General features: G+C 63.4%; 19 protein-coding genes. 15 read left to right on the top strand and 4 right to left on the bottom strand.

The features are described 5' to 3' along the window. The first annotated feature begins 58 nt into the window (after nt 1–58). The 5 genes from R8871_RS36845 to R8871_RS36825 all read left to right on the top strand — a co-directional run bounded on the left by R8871_RS36845 (nt 59) and on the right by R8871_RS36825 (nt 6502). Nucleotides 59–1210, top strand: a complete 1152-nt coding sequence (locus tag R8871_RS36845; protein ID WP_175054827.1) for an NHL repeat-containing protein — start codon at nt 59–61, stop codon at nt 1208–1210. An 84-nt stretch (nt 1211–1294) separates the two neighbouring features. Then, nucleotides 1295–2683, top strand: a complete 1389-nt coding sequence (locus tag R8871_RS36840; RefSeq protein WP_175054826.1) for a Dyp-type peroxidase — start codon at nt 1295–1297, stop codon at nt 2681–2683. Between the two features lie 82 nt (nt 2684–2765). Then, the gene (locus R8871_RS36835; RefSeq protein WP_175054825.1) at nt 2766–3797 is read left to right on the top strand and encodes an iron ABC transporter substrate-binding protein; all 1032 of its coding nucleotides are present in this window, start codon (nt 2766–2768) and stop codon (nt 3795–3797) included. Further along, on the top strand, nt 3798–5402 hold the full coding sequence (locus R8871_RS36830) for an ABC transporter permease (protein WP_175054824.1): 1605 nt from the start codon (nt 3798–3800) through the stop codon (nt 5400–5402). It abuts the gene before it with no gap. A 41-nt stretch (nt 5403–5443) separates the two neighbouring features. After that, nucleotides 5444–6502, top strand: coding sequence for an ABC transporter ATP-binding protein (locus R8871_RS36825; protein WP_175054823.1), 1059 nt, complete (start codon nt 5444–5446; stop codon nt 6500–6502). A gap of 9 nt (nt 6503–6511) precedes the next feature. Here the strand turns inward: R8871_RS36825 and R8871_RS36820 are convergent, their stop codons facing one another. Beyond that, entirely contained in the window at nt 6512–7387 is an 876-nt protein-coding gene (locus tag R8871_RS36820; RefSeq protein ID WP_175054822.1) for a LysR substrate-binding domain-containing protein, read from the bottom strand. Between the two features lie 114 nt (nt 7388–7501). Between R8871_RS36820 and R8871_RS36815 the strand changes: the two genes are divergently transcribed. Both R8871_RS36815 and R8871_RS36810 read left to right on the top strand, forming a co-directional pair. After that, nucleotides 7502–8422, top strand: coding sequence for a DMT family transporter (locus R8871_RS36815; protein WP_175054821.1), 921 nt, complete (start codon nt 7502–7504; stop codon nt 8420–8422). Nucleotides 8423–8935: 513 nt separating this feature from the next. Further along, nucleotides 8936–11074, top strand: coding sequence for a TonB-dependent receptor (locus tag R8871_RS36810; protein ID WP_175054820.1), 2139 nt, complete (start codon nt 8936–8938; stop codon nt 11072–11074). Nucleotides 11075–11152: 78 nt separating this feature from the next. Here the strand turns inward: R8871_RS36810 and R8871_RS36805 are convergent, their stop codons facing one another. The 3 genes from R8871_RS36805 to R8871_RS36795 all read right to left on the bottom strand — a co-directional run bounded on the left by R8871_RS36805 (nt 11153) and on the right by R8871_RS36795 (nt 13271). Continuing rightward, nucleotides 11153–11404: a Txe/YoeB family addiction module toxin gene (locus R8871_RS36805; protein ID WP_128576678.1), complete on the bottom strand. Its 252-nt coding sequence runs from the start codon at nt 11402–11404 to the stop codon at nt 11153–11155. Between the two features lie 10 nt (nt 11405–11414). Continuing rightward, nucleotides 11415–11708, bottom strand: a complete 294-nt coding sequence (locus R8871_RS36800) for a type II toxin-antitoxin system Phd/YefM family antitoxin (RefSeq protein ID WP_175054819.1) — start codon at nt 11706–11708, stop codon at nt 11415–11417. A 264-nt stretch (nt 11709–11972) separates the two neighbouring features. Beyond that, nucleotides 11973–13271 carry an MFS transporter gene (locus R8871_RS36795; RefSeq protein WP_175054864.1) on the bottom strand — a complete coding sequence of 433 codons (1299 nt, stop codon included), beginning with the start codon at nt 13269–13271 and terminating at the stop codon, nt 11973–11975. 188 nt (nt 13272–13459) lie between these two features. Between R8871_RS36795 and R8871_RS36790 the strand changes: the two genes are divergently transcribed. The 8 genes from R8871_RS36790 to mdcH are packed head-to-tail and all read left to right on the top strand — an operon-like array spanning nt 13460 to nt 20655. Next, nucleotides 13460–14233: a GntR family transcriptional regulator gene (locus R8871_RS36790; RefSeq protein WP_175054818.1), complete on the top strand. Its 774-nt coding sequence runs from the start codon at nt 13460–13462 to the stop codon at nt 14231–14233. Nucleotides 14234–14241: 8 nt separating this feature from the next. Then, nucleotides 14242–15912 carry a malonate decarboxylase subunit alpha gene (gene mdcA / locus R8871_RS36785; protein ID WP_175054817.1) on the top strand — a complete coding sequence of 557 codons (1671 nt, stop codon included), beginning with the start codon at nt 14242–14244 and terminating at the stop codon, nt 15910–15912. A 2-nt stretch (nt 15913–15914) separates the two neighbouring features. Next, a complete protein-coding gene (locus R8871_RS36780) occupies nt 15915–17018 on the top strand; it encodes a triphosphoribosyl-dephospho-CoA synthase (protein ID WP_246288021.1) in 1104 nt (367 codons plus the stop codon). Further along, nucleotides 17006–17320: a malonate decarboxylase subunit delta gene (locus R8871_RS36775; RefSeq protein ID WP_175054816.1), complete on the top strand. Its 315-nt coding sequence runs from the start codon at nt 17006–17008 to the stop codon at nt 17318–17320. Before R8871_RS36780 ends, R8871_RS36775 begins: the two co-directional genes overlap by 13 nt. Then, nucleotides 17317–18201, top strand: a complete 885-nt coding sequence (locus tag R8871_RS36770) for a biotin-independent malonate decarboxylase subunit beta (RefSeq protein ID WP_175054815.1) — start codon at nt 17317–17319, stop codon at nt 18199–18201. The genes R8871_RS36775 and R8871_RS36770 overlap by 4 nt, the downstream gene beginning before the upstream one ends. Next, nucleotides 18198–19025: a biotin-independent malonate decarboxylase subunit gamma gene (gene mdcE, locus R8871_RS36765; protein ID WP_175054814.1), complete on the top strand. Its 828-nt coding sequence runs from the start codon at nt 18198–18200 to the stop codon at nt 19023–19025. Before R8871_RS36770 ends, mdcE begins: the two co-directional genes overlap by 4 nt. After that, on the top strand, nt 19025–19717 hold the full coding sequence (locus R8871_RS36760) for a malonate decarboxylase holo-ACP synthase (RefSeq protein WP_175054813.1): 693 nt from the start codon (nt 19025–19027) through the stop codon (nt 19715–19717). The genes mdcE and R8871_RS36760 overlap by 1 nt, the downstream gene beginning before the upstream one ends. After that, nucleotides 19717–20655, top strand: coding sequence for a malonate decarboxylase subunit epsilon (mdcH, locus tag R8871_RS36755; protein WP_175054812.1), 939 nt, complete (start codon nt 19717–19719; stop codon nt 20653–20655). Before R8871_RS36760 ends, mdcH begins: the two co-directional genes overlap by 1 nt. The last annotated feature ends 31 nt before the right edge of the window (nt 20656–20686 follow it).

Below are 20686 nucleotides of genomic sequence, written 5' to 3'. Positions count from 1 at the left end.
CCATGCTTTCGATCATGACCGCAACTACCGCTTTGTGCGCAGGCACCGAGGCCCACTCATGAACAATCCCACGCGCAAGTTTTCGCCGCGCGCCGCGCGCGCCTTGATCGCCGCCGCAGTCAGCACTGCCGCATTCGCAACGGCCAGCGTCGCGCACGCCGAGCCGCAAGGTTTCCTCGAAACCGTCAAGCATCACACCACGCTGATTAACACTGTGCCGGGGAACGGCGACCAGAATCCGTACGCGGTGGTGGTCGCTCCGGTCACGGCAGGCAGCGTCAAGCAAGGCGACGTCCTGGTCGGCAACTTCAATAATTCGACCAATCTGCAGGGCACCGGCAGCACGATCATCAACTATCACCCGGACACCAAAGAGATGACGGTGTTCGCCACAGTGCCGCGCGATCTGAAGGAATGCCCGGGCGGCATTGGTCTCTCGACCGCGATGACGATGCTCAAGTCGGGCTACGTGATTGTCGGCAGCACGCCGAGCAATGACGGCACCACCGGCACCAAGGGCGCCGGCTGCCTGATCGTGATCGATCCGAACGGCAAGGTTGCGTCGACCATCAGCAGCCCGAATATCAACGATCCATGGGGCAACATGGCGGTCGTCGACAACGGCACCAGCGCGACGCTGTTCGTCAGCAACGCCGGCTTCGGCGTGGGCGGTGCGGACGGCAATCCGCCGGTGTTCAAGCAGGCCACCGTGCTGCGTCTGGACCTCGACGTGCCGGCAGGCAAGCCGCCCGTCGTCAGGAAGGAAACCGTGGTGGGCAGCGGCTTCGGCGCGCAGGCCGATAAGGGCGTGTTCCTCGTCGGCCCGACCGGACTCGCGCTCTCGAACGATCAGAAACTGCTGTACGTGTCCGATGCAATCGGCAACCGCATCACCGAAATCGACGAACCGATGACGCGCGACACCAGCGCGGGCGTAGGCCGCCAGCTGACCGCCGACGGTCTGCTGCACCGTCCGCTTGCAATGGTCACCGCACCGAACGGCCACCTGCTCGTCACGAACGCGCTGAACGGCCAGATCGTCGAAATCGATCCGGCCAGCGGCAAGCAGATCTACGCACGCTGGATCGACACCGACAAGGCGCAATCGCCCCCGGGCAATGGCGACCTGTTCGGTCTCGCAATGACGCCTGAAGGCGACGGTTTCTACTACGTGCAGGACGACGTGAACACCCTGGTGCTCGCGAAGTAAAAGCAGCAAAGACAGACGCAGATCCGGCCAACGAGCCGGAACGCAACTCAGGCACACCCACGGCCAAATGAAGGTGAAGGAACCATGGCAAACGATCAACCCCCGCGGCCCTCTCGGCGCGGTTTTCTGAAGGCCGGCAGTGCGGCGGTCGCAGCGGGCGCGAGCCTCGGTGCGACCGGCGTCGCCCAGGCCGCGCTCGGCAAGACGCCGGCGCACGGCGCCGATCCGCAGACGGCGGTCGAGCCGTTCTACGGTTTGCATCAAGGCGGCATCGTCACGCCGCAGCAGAGTCACACGTATGTCGCCGCACTCGATCTGACGACCGAGAAACGCGAAGACGTGATCGCGCTGCTGCGCGCCTGGACTGACGCTGCCGCGCGCCTGACGCAAGGCGCCACGGCCGCGCCGCTGCCGACCGGCGTCGCGGCCAAAGTGGCGCTGACCGACACCAAGATTGATACGAACGCCGATGCGAAGGCCGACCCCAAGGCCAACAACACGGCCTACAGCCCGGTCAACACCAAAGCCGCGCCGGATTCCGGCGACGTGCTCGGCCTGGGCCCATGCGGTCTGACGATCACGTTCGGTTTCGGCCCGGGCCTGTTTACGAAAGACGGCAAGGACCGCTACGGCCTCGCCTCGCGCCGCCCCGCCGCGCTCGTCGATCTGCCGCGCTTCAACGGCGATCAACTCATCGCCGAAAAAACCGGCGGCGACCTGTTTATCCAGGCCTGCGCGAACGATCAGCAGGTCGCGTTTCATGCGGTCCGGCAATTGGCGCGTCTCGCGTACGGCACCGCAGCGATGCGTTGGGGCCAATCGGGTTTCCTGTCGGGTCCGCGCGGTCAGACGCCCCGCAATCTGATGGGCTTCAAGGACGGCACCAACAATCCGTCGACCGCGAAACCGCAGTTGATGAACGAATTCGTCTGGGCCGGCGCCACCGCCGACGCACCCTGGATGGAAGGCGGCACCTACACCGTAGTACGGCGCATCCGCATCACGCTCGAACACTGGGACAACACGGAAGTCGACTTCCAGGAGCAGGTGTTCGGCCGCCACAAATACAGCGGCGCGCCGATCGGCAAGAAGAACGAGTTCGACGCCGTGGACCTGAAGGAAGAGGACAAGGACGGCAATCCGGTGATTCCGGAGAACTCGCATGTGCGTCTGTCGAATCAGGCGAGCAACAACGGTGCGCAGATTCTGCGCCGCTCGTACTCGTACAACGACGGCACGAACTTCTACATCGAGCGCTGGCCGCCATGGCGTCAGGAAACCGAATACGACGCGGGGCTGATTTTCGTCGCTCACCAGAGCGACCCGCGTACCGGCTTCATTCCGATCAACGACAAGCTCGCGAAGTTCGACATGATGAACCAGTTCACGACGCACGTAGGCAGCGCGGTATTCGCTGTGCCACCGGGCGCGAAGCCGGGTTCCTATATCGGCGCGGGATTGTTCGAGACGTAATACAGGCCGCAGTCAACCGCCGGCCGTGAGGCTGGCGGCGCTTCGAAGACCAACAACAACATCACTAACGGATTTTAGGATCATGGCTCATTCCTGGTTTGGCACCCGCCTGCGCCTCGTCAGCAGCGCCGCCGCCCTCACGCTGGCTGCGTTCGCAACCGTGCCGTCGACGGCACACGCTGCGTCGATCACGCTGTACAACGCGCAGCACGAGCAGGTCGTCAATCTGCTCGCCAAGGACTTCGAAAAGCAGTCGGGCATTTCGGTGAAGATCCGCAACGGCGAAGGTCCGGCGATGGCCGCGCAAATCGTCGCGGAAGGCGCAGCAACGCCCGCCGACGTGTACTTCACGGAAAATTCGCCCGAGCTGATGCTGCTCGAAGAGAAAGGCCTGCTGAACAAGGTAGACGGCTCGACGCTCGCCACCGTGCCGGCGCGCTTCAGTTCGCCGACCGGTGCATGGGTGGGCGTGACCGCGCGCGAAAGCGTGCTGGCTTACAACACGGCCAAGTTGCAGGCATCGCAACTGCCGCAATCGCTGTTTGACCTGGCCAAGCCGGAATGGAAAGGCAAGGTCGGCATTGCGCCGAGCGACAGCGACTTCCTGCCGCTGGTGAGCGCCGTGCTCGCGTTGAAGGGCGAAGCGCAAACCGTCGCATGGCTGAAGGGCCTGAAAGCCAACGCGCAGATTTTCGACGACGACGAAGGCGTGGTGGCAGCCGTCAATCGCGGCGGCGTCGCGACCGGCATCATCAATAACTACTACTGGGCGCGTCTGCACGCTGAAATCGGCGATGCCAAAACCCGCAGCGCGATCTATCACTTCGGCAACGGCGACGCCGGCGCGATGGTGAACGTGTCGGGCGCAGCGGTGCTGAAGTCGGCCCACAACACGGACGGCGCGCAGAAGTTTCTGGCCTATCTGGTCAGCGAACGCGCACAGGAGTTGATGGCGAAGAGTCACGTCATGTTCGAGTATCCGCTGCACGCAGGCGTTGCACCGGACCCGATCCTCAAGCCTTTCGCTGAACTGAGCCCACCGGCGCTGACGATCCAGCAACTCGGCGACGACAGCCAGGCAGGCAAACTGCTGCGTCAGGCAGGTCTGCTGTAAATGAGCGATGCCGTGTCAGCCGGGCCTCCGGCTGTGACCCCCGCCCCGGCGCGCGCCCGTTCGCGCGCGCCGCGCGGTTTGTTTGCGGCAGCAGCACTCAGCGCTTTGCTGGTGTTGCTGCCGATTGCGTTTACCTTCTGGCGTGCGGCGAGCTTCGGTATCGACGAAGCGGTCGATCTGATCTTCCGGCCGCTGGTCGGCGAGTTGCTGGTCAACACGGTGCTGATCACCGTATCGACCACGCTCGTCTGCGCAGCCGTCGGCACGGCGGCCGCCTGGTTTGTCGAACGCACGCATTTACCGGGGCGTCGCGTCTGGGCCGTGCTCGCTGCTGCACCGCTCGCGATGCCGGCCTTCATCTCGAGCTATGCCTGGGTGTCGTTGAGTCTGGATTTGCAAGACTTCAACGGCGCGTTGCTGGTGCTGAGTTCCGCGTATTTCCCGCTTGTCTATCTGCCGGTGGCCGCAGCGTTGCGCAGCATGGACCCGGCGCTCGAAGAAAGCGCGCGCGCGCTCGGCTGCAACCGCTGGACCACCTTCATTCGCGTCGTGCTGCCGCAACTGCGCCCTGCGCTGCTCGGCGGCATGCTGCTGGTGGCGCTCGGTGTGCTGTCTGAATTCGGCGCGTTTACGCTGCTGCGCTTTCGCACCTTCACCACGCAGATCTACGCGGAATATCGCACCAGTTTCGATGGCGGCGGTGCTTCGCTGCTCGCGTGCCTGCTGATCGTGATCTGCCTCGTCGTGCTGGCGTTCGAGTTTCGGGTACGCGGCGCGGCGCGTTATGAACGCGTCGATCGCGGCACACGTCGCGCGGTCTTGCGCTACGACCTTGGTGCATGGCGCTGGATTGTCGTCGCCGGTTTTGCCGCGCTGGCGATCGCGACGCTCGGCGTGCCGCTCGGCATGATCGGCTTCTGGCTTACGCAACCGGGCGCGGCTGCCGTCACCCCGGCCGACGTGTCGCCTGAACTGCTGTTCAACGCGACGATCTCGTCGCTCGGTTTCGGGCTCGCCGCTGCATTGCTGACCACGCTGCTGGTCGTGCCGCTCGCGTTTCTGCTGGTGCGCTATCCAACGCGTTTCGCGACGCTGTTCGAACGCACCGTGTTTCTGGCACAAGGCATACCCGGGCTGGTGATCGCGCTGGCCATCGTGTCGCTCGCGGTGCACGCGCTGCAACCGCTTTATCAAAGCGCGACGCTGCTGGTGATCGCTTACGCGATGCTGTTCATGCCGGTGGCGCTGGTGAGCGTGCGCGCCGCCTTCATGCAGGCGCAGCCGCGCCTTGAAGAGACAGCACGCGCCCTCGGCCTGACCTGGACGCAGACCCTGTTCCGTGTGGTGTTGCCACTCGCAGGCCCTGGTCTAGGCGCGGCTGCGGCGATGGTATTCATTTCGGTCGTCACCGAGTTGAATGCGACGCTGCTGCTCTCTCCCATCGACACGCAAACACTCGCGACCCAGGTCTGGGCCGATACTTCAACGATGGCATTTGCCGCCGCAGCGCCCTATGCCGCTCTGCTCACCGGCATTTCGCTGTTCGCCTCGGGCCTCCTGTTCGCGTTGCTCGGCAAGTCGGCGTTACTCGGCGAACGCAACTAAACGTTGCACACTATCGCCCTGCTCCTAGACATCGGATTTTCATGAGCGAACTTCGTATCCGCGGCCTGCAAAAATCGTTCGACGGCCATCCGGTGCTGCACGGCATCGATCTCTCCGTCGAGCGCGGCACGTTGCTCGCGCTGCTCGGACCGTCCGGCAGCGGCAAGACCACCTTGCTGCGTCTGTTGTGCGGCTTCGAACGCGCGGATAGCGGCAGCGTCGAAATCGACGGCCGCCGTGTAGCCGGCGACAACCTGCATATGCCTTCAGAGCAGCGTCGCATCGGCTATGTGCCGCAGGAAGGCGCGCTGTTTCCGCATCTGTCCGTGGCGGACAACATCGTGTTCGGCTTGCCGCGGACGCAGCGGCGCGCACGTCATCGCGTGGCTGAATTGCTGGAGCTGGTCGGCTTGCCGGCGAACTTCGGCACGCGTGCGCCGCAGCAATTGTCGGGCGGTCAGCAGCAGCGTGTGGCATTGGCTCGCGCACTCGCGCCGTCGCCGACGCTGGTGATGCTCGACGAACCTTTCTCCTCGCTCGACGCCGCCTTGCGGCTCGAAACGCGGCAAGCGGTGGCAAGCGCCCTGGCCGCGGCGGGCGCGACTGCCGTTCTCGTCACGCACGATCAATCGGAAGCGCTGTCGCTCGGTCATGAGGTCGCGGTGCTGTGGAACGGCCGGCTGATCCAGACAGCGACGCCGGAAACGCTGTACCGTCGGCCGGTGACGCGTGAACTCGCGTCGTTCGTCGGTGAAGCGGTGTTGTTGCCGGGCGTGGTCAAGCAGGATCGCGTCGACTGCGAGCTTGGCGACTTGCCGCTGTGCGAGCCGATGGCCAATGGCGCAGTCGACGTGATGGTGCGGCCTGAACAGATCCGTCTGCTGCGTGCTGAAGAAACGATGCCGAATGGCGCGGCGTCCCATGACGCCGTCGTGCAGGAGGTGATCTTTCAGGGGCAGGACGCGGGCGTCGCGCTGCAATTGCAGTCCGGCGCACGGACCGTGGTGCGCGCTCGCGTGCCGGGTTATCTGTCGCCGCGGCCGGGCGAACACGTGCGGCTTGCGGTGGATGGCGAGGTGACGGCTTATCCGCGAGGCTGAGCGGCGCGGTCAAGCTCCGCGCGCCTGCGCACGCAGCGACAAATCCTGCACCATCTGCGCGGCCAGATAATCGCACGTGGGACGATCCGATTTGGCGCTGCGCGCCACCACGATTTCCAGCGGCGCAATCTTCGGCAAGCCTTGCGCTTCGCCGAGAATCGCCAGCCGCGCAGGCACGCTGCAACGCGTGAGCGCGATCACCGAAAGCCCCGCGTCCACCGTCGCGACCAAACCCATCAGACTGGCGCTGCTGAACGCCGCCCGATAGCGGATACGCGCGCCGTCCAGCGCAGCCAGCGTATGCTGGCGCGCGACGCAACCAGGCTCGTAAAGCCCCACGGGCAACGGCGATGCCGCCAACACCGGCGTATCCACCGACGCCCCCACCCACACCATCGGCTCGCTGCGCACGAATTCGCCGCGCAGTTTGCGGTCACGCGTGACGAAGGCGAGATCGATCTTGTTGTCCGCCAGCATCGGCGCGAGCGACGTGCTCTGCGCGCAGACGATCTCGATCTCCACGTGCGGATACAGATTCGAAAAGCGCCGCAACACCGGCGACAGCAGCGACGACACGTAATCGTCCGGTGCGCCCAGCACCACGCGCCCGGTTACCTCGGGCCGCACGATCGCCGACCACGCCTCCTCATGCAGCGCCAGCACACGCCGCGCATATTCGAGCAGCGTATTGCCGGGCCGCGTCAGCGAGAGATTGCGCGTATTGCGCGCGAACAACGTGGTGCCGAGCATGGTTTCGAGCCGCTTGATCTGCATGCTGACCGCCGCCTGCGAGCGATGCACGGTCGTCGAAGCCTTCGTGAAACTGCCCGTTTCCACCACCGCGACGAAAGTTCGCAATAAATCGACGTCGAATTCGGGGTGCATGATTTATCAATCCAGCTTATGGAATTTCTCAATTTAATTCGTTTGTCGATGCCGCGCAAGGCGCGCAATACTTGTGGCTCCACCTTCTGTGACCCACTTCCGGAGCCGCTTCGCATGTCCCTCACCCAACGTCAACAAGGCGCCATTACGCTGGCCAGCGGCGGGCTTTTGATGGGCACGCTCGGTATCTTCGTCGAGGAAGCGCGGCTCGGCGCGCTGACGCTGGTGTTCTTTCGCTGCCTGTTCGGTTTCCTCTCGCTCGCGGCGTACTGCGCGTGGAAAGGTTTCTTCACGCGTGCGCATTTCACGCGCCGCACCGTCGCGCTCGCGCTGATCTCCGGCGTGTTGATGGTCACGCAGTGGGTCGGCTTCTTCGATGCAATTCACCGCACCAGCATTGCGGTGGCGACCGTGGTGTTTCATGTGCAGCCGTTCTGGGTCGTGCTGATGGGCGCGGCGCTGTTCAACGAGCGACTCGGCGTCGACCGGCTCGGCTGGATCGCAACGGCGTTCGTCGGGCTTGTTCTGGCCTCGGGCGTCGCGGCTACCGCGAATCTACAGGGGCATTCGAGCTATCTGATCGGTATCGGCGAAGCATTGGCGGGTTCGGTGCTGTATGCGAGCGTCACGCTGATTGCCAAAGGACTCGGCAATTTGCGGCCGCATCTGCTGACGCTCGCCCAATGCGCGGTCGGCGTGGTGTGCCTGCCCTTCATTGCGCCGCTTACCGCCGTGCATATCGGGCCGATGCAGTGGTTCTGGCTGGTCGGCATGGGCGTGCTGCATACCGGATTGTCGTATGTGCTGATCTACGGCGCGCTGCCGAAACTGACCACACCGATCATCGCTGTGCTGCTGTTCGTCTATCCGCTGACGGCGATCGTGGTCGACGCGGTTGTGTATGGACGGGCGCTCTCGCTGCCGCAACTCGCGGGCATGGCATTGATCGTCATCGCGAGTCTCGGCGTGAATCTCGGCTGGCCGCTGCTTTCGATGTTGCGCCCCGGCGCACGTGCACGGCGTCACGCCGATTGAGCCTTAAGCAGTAGGCCGGCCGCGCCGAGTGGGTTGCACGCCTGGCGCAGGCCGCTGACTGGCTCCTCACGAAGGCCCGCGTTCCCGGCTGTTGCTTTCGTTTCACCGCGAAAATCCCTGCAAAAAACCCACATTTTCCATTCATTCCGCACAATCGAGAATCGTTCTCGTTTATACTTTCAAAATATTACAAGCCGGGCACTGATCCGGCTTCTGCAGCACCTCCCATCCCCACATCGACATGCCATTCCGAGGCAGCCGATGTCACGCCAGCGCATTTCGCGTTGACGCACGGCGCCCCGGCCGTTTCGATTTTCGAATTCATTCAACAGCAACAGGGGAAATTGCCACTTCGTCTCGCCTGACCGACCACGCGGGCTTTGCCTTGCCGTGCGCATCTGCTTGTGCCTCGCTTTGCGCCTCGTTTTGCGCCCGCCTCGCGTTTTTGTAGCACCGCTTCCGCTGTACGCCAAAACCAAAAACACCACCGATCCATACTCGAAGAACGTCGCCATGAACGTCAAAAAGAATACTTACCGGGCGCTGCTGCTCGCCACCTCTCTTGCCAGCGCTAAACCTTTGCTGGCGCAGGAAGCTTCATCCGCTGCCGCCTCGGCCGACAGCACGCTGCCTGCCATCGCAGTCCAGGCCGCGGCCGATCGCTCGTACGATTCGAGCACCTCGAATACCGCGACGAAGATGAACATGTCGCTCATGGACGTGCCGCAAACGGTCAACGTTGTGCCGCGCGCACTGCTCGACGAACAGAACGCGACCTCGCTGCAGGACGCGTTGCGCAATGTACCGGGCATCGGCTTTTCGGTCGGCGATGGTCAGCGCGACCAGATCACCCTGCGCGGCTTCAACAACATCACCGATCAATACGTCGACGGTATTCGTGACGACGCGCTCTACTACCGTGATCTGTCGAACGTCGAACGCGTCGACGTGCTGAAGGGACCGGCGGCCGTGCTCTATGGACGCGGCTCGGCCGGCGGCCTGATCAACCGCGTACTGAAGAAGCCGACGGCGAATCCACAGCAGGCTGTGGGCGTGACGCTCGGCACCGAAGGCGAACGGCGCGGCGAATTCGATCTCGGCTGGAATGCGAACGATGCGGCGCGTTTTCGTATTACCGGCGCTGCCGAAAACTCGAACAGCTTTCGCGATCAGTTCCAGTTGAATCGACAGGCAGTGGCGCCGTCCGCGCAATTCCGCATCGATAAGGACACCATCCTTAATATCGAAGCCGACTATCTGCACGACCGCCGTACCTCGGATCAGGGCTTGCCCGCCTATCTCGGCCGTTCGGTCAATGTGCCGATCAACACGTATTACGGTTCGGCGGACGCAGCGAACACCTCCTATAACGACGTGGATGCGAAGAGCGCGACTGTGTCGCTCGATCACCGCTTCAACGATTCGCTGTCGTTGCACACTGCGGTGCGCGCGTACGACTTCTCGCTCGAACGCAAAAACTACGTGACGTATGAGCCGATCAAAACGGCGTCGAATCCGGTCGTCACGCTCGATCAAAGCACCCGCTTCCGCCAGGATCACGGCGTGGACGGCCTGTTCGAATTGACGCAGAAAACGACGCTGTTCGGCATGAAGCACGAACTGCTATACGGCGTCGAGCTGTCACAACAGCAGAAATTCGACACCATCTATTCGACCAACAAGGTCGCAACGTACAACCTGTACGATCCGCAACTCATCGATTTGCCGGGTGTGAAGCCGGGCACGGCAGCCAAGACGAATGCATCGACCGTCCTGGGACTCGCCGGCGTCTACGCGCAGGACCTGATCTCGCTGACTGAACACTGGAAGATCCTTGCCGGCCTGCGCTTCGACTACCTGACGCAGACCCGCAACGACTACACCTCGGCTCATGTGAATCTGGACCGCACGGATCGCGCGTGGAGTCCGCGTGTCGGTCTGATTTACGAACCGCTCGACTGGGTGTCGCTGTACGCGTCGTATAGCCAGTCGTTCTCGCCGCTCGCCGATACGCTGATCAGCAGCGGCGCGTTCGCCAACGGTTCGGCGCTGGCGCCGCAAAAGACCACCAGCTTCGAAATCGGCTCGAAATTCGATCTGGGCCGCGCAAGCGCGAGTGTCGCGCTGTTCGATATGAAGCAGACCAATCAGCAGATCGCCGATCCGTCCAACCCGACTTACGCGCTGCCGATCGGCACGCAGCACGTGCGCGGGCTGGAGCTATCCACAACGGGTGAAATCGCGCCGAAGTGGTCCGTGTACGCAGGATATGCGTACCTGAACGGGAATGTGGACGGCTCGCCGCAAGCGAGTTCAGCCGGGCTGGTGCTGCACAACAACACGCCGGGATTGATGCCGCGTCATAGCGCGAGCGTGTGGATCAAGCGCGATCTGAAGTACGGGTTCTACGCGGCAGGCGGTGCGCAGTTCCAGTCGGCGCGTTATACCTCGGCGAGCGACGCGGTTACGTTGCCTTCGTTCGTGACGTTCGATCTCGGCGCGGGGTATCACGGCAAGAATGTGGACGTTGCATTGACGCTGGATAATCTGTTCGACCGCAAATATTTCATCGCGGCGCATGGCAACGCGGATATGTACAACATGCCGGGCGCGCCGCGTACGCTGACGGTGTCGGCAAGGTGGCATATGTGAGGGGTGTGACGCGTGGCGTGTGCTGCACGCATTGATGCCATAAACGAAGAAACCGGGCCATGTGCCCGGTTTCCTGCTTTAGTCGTCGTAGTGAAAACGGCAGGCAATCACGTAGATCTTTCCGTCTCTCGGCAAGTAGACCAGACGATCTGCGTGCGTAATACGTCGCGACCAGAACCCGCTTAAGCTTCCAACTAACGCCTCTGGTTTTCCAGTACCGCGATAAGGATCGCGCCGACATTCCTCTAGCAACGTGTTGATCTTACGCAAGACTTTTCGGTCAGTAGCTTGCCAATACAAATAGTCGTGCCACGCGTCGTCGGTGAACATAAAAACACTATCAGCCTTTGCGGCCTCCTCGTTGCGGCTTTTCTGTTTGTTCATCGGTCAGCAGTTCGCGCGCAGTCGCACCGCCGGCGTTCAATTGAGCGATAGATTTAGCGAGCCGCTGGGCGTTCTTCGACGAACTCAACAGATACAAGGTCTCCTGCATCGCATTGAAATCCTCGAGCGAAACCATGACCACATTTTCTCCGCCCTGTCGGGTTATCAGCATGGGCGTGTGATCGCGGCAGACGTCGTCCATCGCTTGCTTAAAGCCGGCACGCGCCTCGCTGTAAGTAAGGACGTTCATTCGTTTTATCGATCTGAGAGGTTTCCCTCCAGTCGCTCCTGTCAAAAGTTAGACACGATTCCACCGCCGAGTTGATTTCTTGCACCGTGGCGGCTGGCAGATGAACCGGTGGCCCAGAAGAAAAAACATATCTGCGCAACAGCAATCATTGTACAGATTACCGTACAAATCAACAAACCCAAAACGGCGGAGGAACGCGTCGTCTAACCAATAGAAAGCATGCCTGCCGCCGCCCACGCCCGCCACTCAGCCAAACGGCCAACCTTACTGCGGCAACACCTCTCCCTTCGTCTCCGGTGCAAACGGAATCACGAACAGACCGACGATAAACGCCAGCGCCGTGAGCGCCACCGGTACGCCCAGCGTATGCATATGCAACACCGCCGCGCCCAGCAAAAAGTTCACGCCAGCCCCGACGAACCGTCCGAACGACGTACAGAACGCAAACGCCGTGGCCCGTACGCGGGTCTCGAACTGCTCAGGCAGCCACAAGCTGAACAGCGCGAAATTACCGCCGAAGAAACCCAGCACGCAAAGCCACGCAATAAATGGCGCGAGCCCATTCGGCAAATAAAACGCCCAGCCGAAACTGCCGACAATCGCCACCGCCATACCCGCGAAGTAAAACGCCAGCGTCTTCTTGCGACCAAAGCGCTCCGCCAGCGGCGGCAACGCGAGACAGCCGAGAATCGTCGAAATCGACAGCAGGCCGGTTGCCAGCGACGCGGTCCGGATCGCATCGTTCTTCGCCATGCCGGCTTTCGTCGCCAGCTGGATCACAGCCGATGGCTCGTACACCGCGCCCGCCCACAAACCGATAATCGCGATCGTCAGCAGAATGCACGCGACCCATGTGCGGCGCCGATACGTCGGTCCAAAAATTTCGCGCAGCGGTTTGGTGCGCACTGTGCCGGCTTCCGCCTTCTGCCACTTCTCCGTCTCCTTCACACGCAGCAGCACCAGAATCGCGACCACGACCGGCACCGCGCCGGTCAGGAACATCGCGCGCCAGCCGTAGTGCACGCCGATCGTGTAGTTGAGCGCGGCCGCCAGAAAGAACCCGGCGTAATAGCCCGTTTGCAGATAGCCCGCGCCCATCTTGCGGCGATCTTCCGGCCATGACTCGGCCACATACGTCCCCGCCAACGCCCACTCGCCGCCAATGCCGACCCCGGCAATGAAGCGATAGATGGCAAGCTCCCACACGTTGTGCGAGGTCGCCGCAAGTCCCGTGAAAATGGCGAACGTGAAAATGGTGCCTGCCAGTACCTTGGTGCGGCCGAAGCGGTCCGCCAGCGGTCCCCAGATGAACGACAGCCCCCAGCCGACCAGAAACAGCGCGAACAGAATCGAACCGGCGAGGCCGACATTCGCGGGCGTCGCGGCGTACCCGGAGCGCGGCAACAGTTCAGTCAACGCCGGCGTCAGCACGAGCGCGTAGATGAACGAGTCCATCCCGTCGAGCGTCCAGCCGGCCCACGCTCCCCAAAATCCTGCGATCTGCGAACGATTGAGCGGCGTGCGGCGCCGAACGACCGGCGTGCGGTCGGTTAGTGAATTCATCATGCTCCTCCGGCCCTGCGGTTGACGTACTTGGCTTACATAAAGGGAACGACGAGATGGCGCGCTTGCTAGTGGATCGATGTGCCTCGTATAACGATGAGAGGACATCGCAGGCCGCCGGGCGGTGAAAAACTTTCCGGATTTGCCCGTCTGTTAAGTGCGCAATTTCATATATAATATTCAATATCATGAGCGACGCAATAGATGGTTTTCCCCTGGACGCCCCGGCGCGCAGCCCGCTTTTACCCGCGGCAGCGCCCCGTGAGAGCACGTCCCGCGTGATCGCAGAGGCGCTGCGCGCGGCGATTGTCGACGGCACGCTGGCGCCTGGCGCGCCGCTGCGGCAGGACGCGATCGCGCGGCATTTCTCAGTCAGCGCAATTCCCGTGCGCGAGGCCTTGCGCCAGCTCGAAAGCGAAGGCTGGGCGAGAGCCGCCGTGCATAAAGGTGCGACCGTCGCGCCGTTGTCAGCGGATGAAGCGCGCGAAATCTATGAGATTCGCTCCGCGCTAGAGAGCCTCGCTATCGGCCTCGCGATTCCGAAGCACACCGCCGCCACGCTGCGCGAATCCGCCGCCCTCTGCCGCGCCGCGGAACGCGAGTCGGACCCATCGTTGTACGTCGGGCGCAATGAGGCGTTTCATATGAGCCTGTATGCGCCCGCTGCCCGTCCGCAGCTCGAGGACATGATCGGCACGCTGCATCGGCGCGGCGAACGTTATCTGCGCCTGAAGTTCGGTTTGCCGTCGTACAAGGGCGAGTCGGACAACGAACACACCGCCTTGCTCGACGCCGTAGAACGTCGTGATATTCCCGCTGCACAGTCGCTGGTTGTCGCGCATCTGCTCGGCACCGGCGACCTGCTCCATCGTTTCCTGACCGACCGCGCGCAGGCGGAAGCCGCGCTTGCGAATCAACCCAAGCCGCGCGCCAGACGCACGCGCACCACCACCGGGAGCTGAATCCGCCGATGAACCGATCCGCCGAAGCCACCGAAGCTTCCACCAACGCACGTTCCTGGACCACGCGCCGCGACGAGAAGAACCGTCGCCTCGCGGCCATCGCACCGTGGCTGGAAGACGGCGTCCTGCCGACCAACCGTATCGTCGACGCCCTCGAAACACTGATTCAGCCGGGCGACCGCGTCGCACTCGAAGGCGACAACCAGAAACAGGCCGACTTCCTGTCGCGCGCGCTCGCCAAGGTGGATCCGCAAAAGATCCACGACGTGCATCTGCTGATATCGAGCATCGGCCGTCCTGAACATCTGACGCTGTTCGAGCGCGGCATCGCGCACAAGGTCGATTTCTCGTTCGCGGGACCGCAGAGTTTGCGCGTCGCGCAACTGCTCGAAGACGGGCAACTGGAAATCGGCTCGATCTACACGTACGTCGAGTTGTACGCGCGGATGTTCGTCGATCTCACGCCGCACGTCGCGCTGCTGTGCGCGGAAAAGGCGGACCGTCACGGCAATCTGTACACCGGCCCGAACACTGAAGACACGCCGACCATCGCCGAAGCCGCCGCGTTCCGGCACGGCATCGTGATCGTGCAGGTCAACGAGATCGTCGATGAACTGCCGCGCGTCGATATTCCGGGTTCGTGGGTCGACGTGGTCGTAGAGGCGGACAGGCCGTTCGCCGTGGAGCCACTTTTCACGCGCGACCCGCGCCATATCGGCGACCTGCAGGTGCTCACCGCGATGATGGTGATTCGTGGCATCTACGAGCCGTACGGCGTGAGCTCGCTGAATCACGGCATCGGCTTCGATACCGCGGCGATCGAGTTGCTGCTGCCCACCTACGGTGAATCGCTCGGACTGAAAGGCAAGATCTGCCGCAACTGGACGCTCAATCCGCATCCCACCATGATCCCCGCGATCGAATCGGGCTGGGTCGACAGCATCCATTGTTTTGGCAGCGAAGTCGGCATGGAGGCGTACATCGAAGCGCGTCCCGATGTCTTTTTCACGGGCAACGACGGCAGCCTGCGCTCGAACCGTGTGCTGTGCCAGCTGGCTGGGCAATACGGCGTCGACCTGTTTATAGGCTCGACCTTGCAGATCGACGCGGACGCCAACTCGTCGACGGTGACGCGTGGGCGTCTCGCCGGGTTCGGCGGTGCGCCGAACATGGGCCACGATCCGCGCGGACGGCGTCATTCAAGCGAAGCATGGCTCAAGCTGCTGAAGGATCAGGGGCCGGTATCGCGTGGACAGAAGCTGGTCGTGCAGATGGCCGAAACCTACAAGAAGGGCGGCGAGCCGACCTTCGTCGATGAACTCGATGCGGTCGCCGTCGGCGCGAAGAGCGGCATGCCGATCGCGCCTGTGATGATCTACGGCGACGACGTAAGCCATGTCGTCACCGAGGAAGGCATCGCGCATTTGCACAAGGCCGAAGGGATCGACGAGCGGCGTGCGGCGTTGGCTGCAGTAGCCGGCGTCACGCCGATCGGGCTGCGCGCGAAGCCGGAGAAAACCGCAGAATTGCGCCGGCGCGGCATCGTCGCGTATCCGGAAGATCTCGGCATTCGTCGCGGCGAAGCGAAGCGCTCATTGCTGGCCGCACGCAGCATTGACGATCTGGTGACGTGGTCGGGCGGCCTGTACGAGCCACCGGCTCGCTTCAGGAGCTGGTAACGATGGCGCCCGCTGTTTTGCTCGAGTGCGAGTGCGAGGCCGACGCCATGCCGGACGCGAAGGCGGAACTCGCGTCCCGTGCTGCCGCGCTGACTGGGAGAGAAACGGGCACGGTCAGGTCCACGACGTATGCCGAACCAGTGGCTGAGGTCGACGTGCTCTCGCGCATCGCCCCGACACGCCAGAGCGCCACGTTCTTGCACGCGGCAGGCGCGGTAGAAAGGCAGGCGCTTAGGGTACGGACAGCACCGTCCGATGCGCAACTCGCGCGCTTCGCGGTGTCCGCGCTGATCGAAGAAGCGCAACTCACGCCGAAACCCGCGCTGGTCGACCGGCGCGGCAGCGGTGCGCATCGCGACCTCGATCTCGCCACCATGCTGCGCTCGGCACACGCGCTTGAACCGACCTTTGCGGCGCTCGCACGCACAGCGCGCCGCCGCGCTGAACCGTCCGCGCTGTTGCGTGCCGAACTCGCGCAAATCGGCCGCGTCGGCGAACAGGACATGCTGCAGGCCACCGGCGGCAGTAACGCGCATCGCGGTGCAATCTGGATCGTCGGCCTGTTGGTAGCGGGTGCTGCAATGACAGGCGACGCCACGCGTCTGAACGCATCGCATGTCTGCACCCTCGCCGCACAAACTGCCTGTTTCCCCGATCGTTTCGCCGCCCCCGCCGATAGTCACGGCGAGCGCGCGCGGCAGCGCTATCAGGTCGGCGGAGCGCGCCGTGAAGCACAAGACGGTTTCCCGCATGTCATCGAGATCGGCTTGCCCGCTTTACTCGCAGCGCGAGCCCGAGGCGTCGACGAAAACGCCGCGCGCATCGACGCCCTGCTCTCGATCATGGTGTCGCTCGACGACACCTGTCTGCTGCATCGCGCGGGTTTGCCCGGTTTGCACGCCGCGCAACACGGCGCGCGCCGCGTACTGCAAGCAGGCGGCAGCTCGACGCCGGATGGGCACACCGCGCTCGTCGCGCTCGAACACGCATTGCTGTCGCTCAACGCATCCCCTGGTGGCGCAGCCGATCTGCTCGCCGCCACCCTCTTTCTCGATATGCTGGCGCATCACGACGCCGGCGGGAGCTCAGCCTCATGGAACATCTGACCTTCGACTATCCGGCGCAACGCGCCGTCACGACTCGCGCGCATGTTGGCGTGGTCGGTTCGGGCGATCTGGAAGTCCTCCTGTCGCCAGCCGAAAACAGCGCGGCCCTGAGCGCGCATGTGGTCGTGCGGACTAGCGTCGATGGCTACAGCCACATCTGGAAGAGCGTGCTCGACCGCTTCTTCACGCGCTACGACGGCGCGGCGCAAATCGAAATCAACGACTTCGGTGCGACACCGGGCGTCGTCGCGCTGCGGCTCGCGGAGGCCATTGAAGCGGCAGAACGGGGAGACGCCGCATGACCACAGTCGCCACCGCACACCCCGCGCCGATGTTGCGCGAAAGCTTTATCGAACTGTCCGCCCGCGAACGCGCCCGCTCGCTGCTCGACGCCGGCACGTTCCGCGAACTGCTCGGACCGTTCGACAAGATCGAATCGCCGTGGCTGCCGTTGCAAGGGGTCGTCTGCCAGGCAGATGATGGCTGCGTGATCGCACGCGGCACCATCGACGGCGAGCCGGCCGTGGTCGCGGCAATCGAGTCCGCGTTCCAGGGCGGCAGTATCGGCGAAGTGTCCGGCAGTAAGATCGCCGCCGCGCTCGACATGGCCTTGCGCGACTGCGAACGCGGCAAGATCGTCCGCCCTGTCGTGCTGTTCGAAACCGGTGGCGTGCGGCTGCAGGAAGCTAACCTCGGCCTTGCGGTGATCGCCGAAATTCAGGCCGCGATCGTCGCGTTGCGCAGGCATGTACCGGTAGTTGGCGTGATCGCGGGGATGGTCGGCTGCTTTGGCGGCATGTCGCTTGCAGCGGCTTTGTGCTCGTATCTCGTTGTGACGAAACAGGGGCGGCTCGGCATGAACGGCCCTGAAGTGATCGAACAGGAAGCCGGTATCGAAGAGCTCGACGCGAGCGATCGGCGCCGCGTGTGGCAACTGATCGGCGGCGAACAACGGGATGCAACCTCGCTCGCCGATCAACTGGTCGACGACGATGCCGACGCGGTGCGCGCCGCCGTGCGCTCAGCCTTCATTCAAGGACTACCGGCCGCGCATCGCAGCGAACAGGTCGACGTTTTTCTCAACCGCCTCGCGCGAATCGACCCGGCCAGCGTGACGCCGGAAACGATGCGTGACGTGTACAACCCACATGCGCAGAACAACGCGCGCAAGGAGCAGGCATGAGCGATGCCACCCTCAGCCGCGGCGCACGCTGGTTCCATGCACTTGCCGGCGAAACGTCCGGTAACGCGTCCGGTAAAGCGCCCGTATGGAGCGGCGACGCGTCGCTCGGCGGCGAGACCGCGCACTTCATTGCGGTCGTCCCCGATCCCGACAACCGCTTTCCGCGCGCGACCGATAACGTGGTCGGTCTCGAACAAGGCTGGCTGCTCGCACGCGCTGTACGCGAAGTCATCGCGCAGGACGAAGCGAGCGGTACGCGCCGCCCGATCGTCGCGATCGTCGATGTGAAAAGCCAGGCGTACGGTTACCGCGAAGAGATGCTCGGCATTCACCTCGCCTGCGCGGCTGCGGTCGATGCCTATGCATCGGCGCGCGAGGCCGGGCATCCGGTGATCGCGCTGATCGTCGGGCCCGCCATGTCGGGCGCATTCCTCGCGCACGGCTATCAGGCAAACCGGATCGTCGCGCTCGACGCGCCGGGCACGATGGTTCACGCAATGGGCAAGGAAGCGGCCGCACGCGTTACGCGGCGCACCGTCGAAGCACTCGACGCGCTCGGCGAAACCATTGTGCCGATGTCCTATTCGATGACGTCGTTCGCCAAGCTTGGCCTGCTCGACCAGTTGATCGAAGGCGTCGACGCCGACGCACCCGATGCCGCGCAAATCGAGCGCGTGCGTCAGGTATTGACCGAACAGATCCACAGCGCGCGCGCTGGCGGTCGCGATTTATCGCATCGTCTTGAATCGGCCGCGGCTCAAAAGAATCGCGCAGCGTCGATTGAAGTGCGGCGGCGTCTCGCCGAACAATGGGATGCCGTGTAATGCAGGCCTGCGCAGCGCCGCCGTTTGCAGCCGATCACGCGTTGTCGTGCGACACGCGCTGGCAGCCGCATGATCTGCTGCGCTTACACCGCTTGCCACATTTTGACGGCGAGCCGGCATGGGTTCGCGGGGCTTTCGAGCGCACGCCGTATGCGGTTGTACGACGCGCACTGGCCGCCGACGGCTTCGTGGCGATCGGCTTGCGCGGCACCGAGCGGTCGCAGCGTTACGGTGCATGGGCGCATCGGGACGATATTGAAATTGCCGTGCCGCCGGAAACGTTGGCGCGACGCAGCCCGCTTGAGTCGCGCAATGCGTTGCCTGCTTTCGCGGCCCTTGCCGCACTACAACGCGATACAGCCGGCGCATTGGCTGGATTCGTTTGGGGACCAACCGGCAGCGCAGGTTTCGAACTGGCAACGCAGACTCCCACGGTCACTCTTTCGAGCGATCTCGATCTGCTGATTCGCGCGCCGGAAAAGCTCTCGCATCACGCCGCCATTCAGTTGCTGAACTATCTGCAAGCAATCGCACAACATGCCGGCATTCGTGTGGATGCGCAACTGGAAACACCCGCAGGCGGCGTTGCGCTGGCCGAGTGGGCTGCGGACAAAACACGCGTCATGGTGCGCCATGCTCTCGGGCCGCAGTTGGTCACCGATCCGTGGGCGCCCGCTCACGGCAATGCCTGATGCTGGCCCTTCTGTTTCCGGGCCAGGGCGCGCAGTCGGACGGATTTCTGCACCGTCTGCCGCAACATCACGCTGTGACCGGCACCCTCGAAGAAGCGTCTCAAGTACTCGACATCGACGTACTCGCCCTCGATACGCCAGACGCCCTGCGCTCAACCGTAGCTGTTCAGATCGGCTTGACCGTCGCGGGCGTGGCGATCACGCGGGCGCTAGCGGATGAACAACTCACGCCGGAGATCAGCGCAGGCCTATCGGTGGGCGCGTATGCCGCGGCGGTCAGTTGCGGCGCGATTCACTTTGACGACGCGTTAAAGATGGTTCGCAAGCGCGCCGAGTTGATGGAGACGGCGTACCCATCCGGCTACGGTCTCGCGGCCGTGTCGGGTTTGACCGAGCACCAACTGGAGACACTCGCCGCTCAACATGCAGATGCGGGCGATCAACGTGTCTACGTTGGCAATGTAAATGCGCCGCGTCAGATCGTCATGGCGGGAGCGAATGGCGCGCTGGACACGTTTATCGAACGCGCTTTGGCGGCAGGCGCACGCAAGGCCGTCCGTCTTGCGGTAAGCGTGCCGTCACATTGCGAACTGCTCGCACATGCCACCGACGAGCTCGTTGCGTACGCAAAAGACGTCCCCTTCCACACGCCACAGACTACCTATATCGGCAATCGCGGCGGCCGCCCGTTGTATACGGCAGAGGCCATTCGCGACGATCTCGCGACCAATATGCGCTACACCGTACGCTGGTTCGATGCGCTCACCGTTATGCAGGAAATGGGCGCCCGCGTGCTGATCGAAGCGCCGCCGGGCCAGGTGCTGACGGACATTGCGCGCGAGAATTTTCCCGACGCCATCGCGCTTGCCACAAGCGCCTTTTCGTTCGACAAGCTGGTCGCTACGACGCGTAGGCGGCTCGGTATGGATGGAATTTAAGACGCGGCCATTCGGCTGACTCGAGCCCCGC

The sequence above is a fragment of the Paraburkholderia sediminicola genome, from assembly GCF_902859805.1.
Taxonomy (GTDB): domain Bacteria; phylum Pseudomonadota; class Gammaproteobacteria; order Burkholderiales; family Burkholderiaceae; genus Paraburkholderia; species Paraburkholderia sediminicola.
The sequence above is the reverse complement of the archived record's forward strand: the minus strand, read 5'-3'. Positions and strand labels throughout refer to the sequence as shown.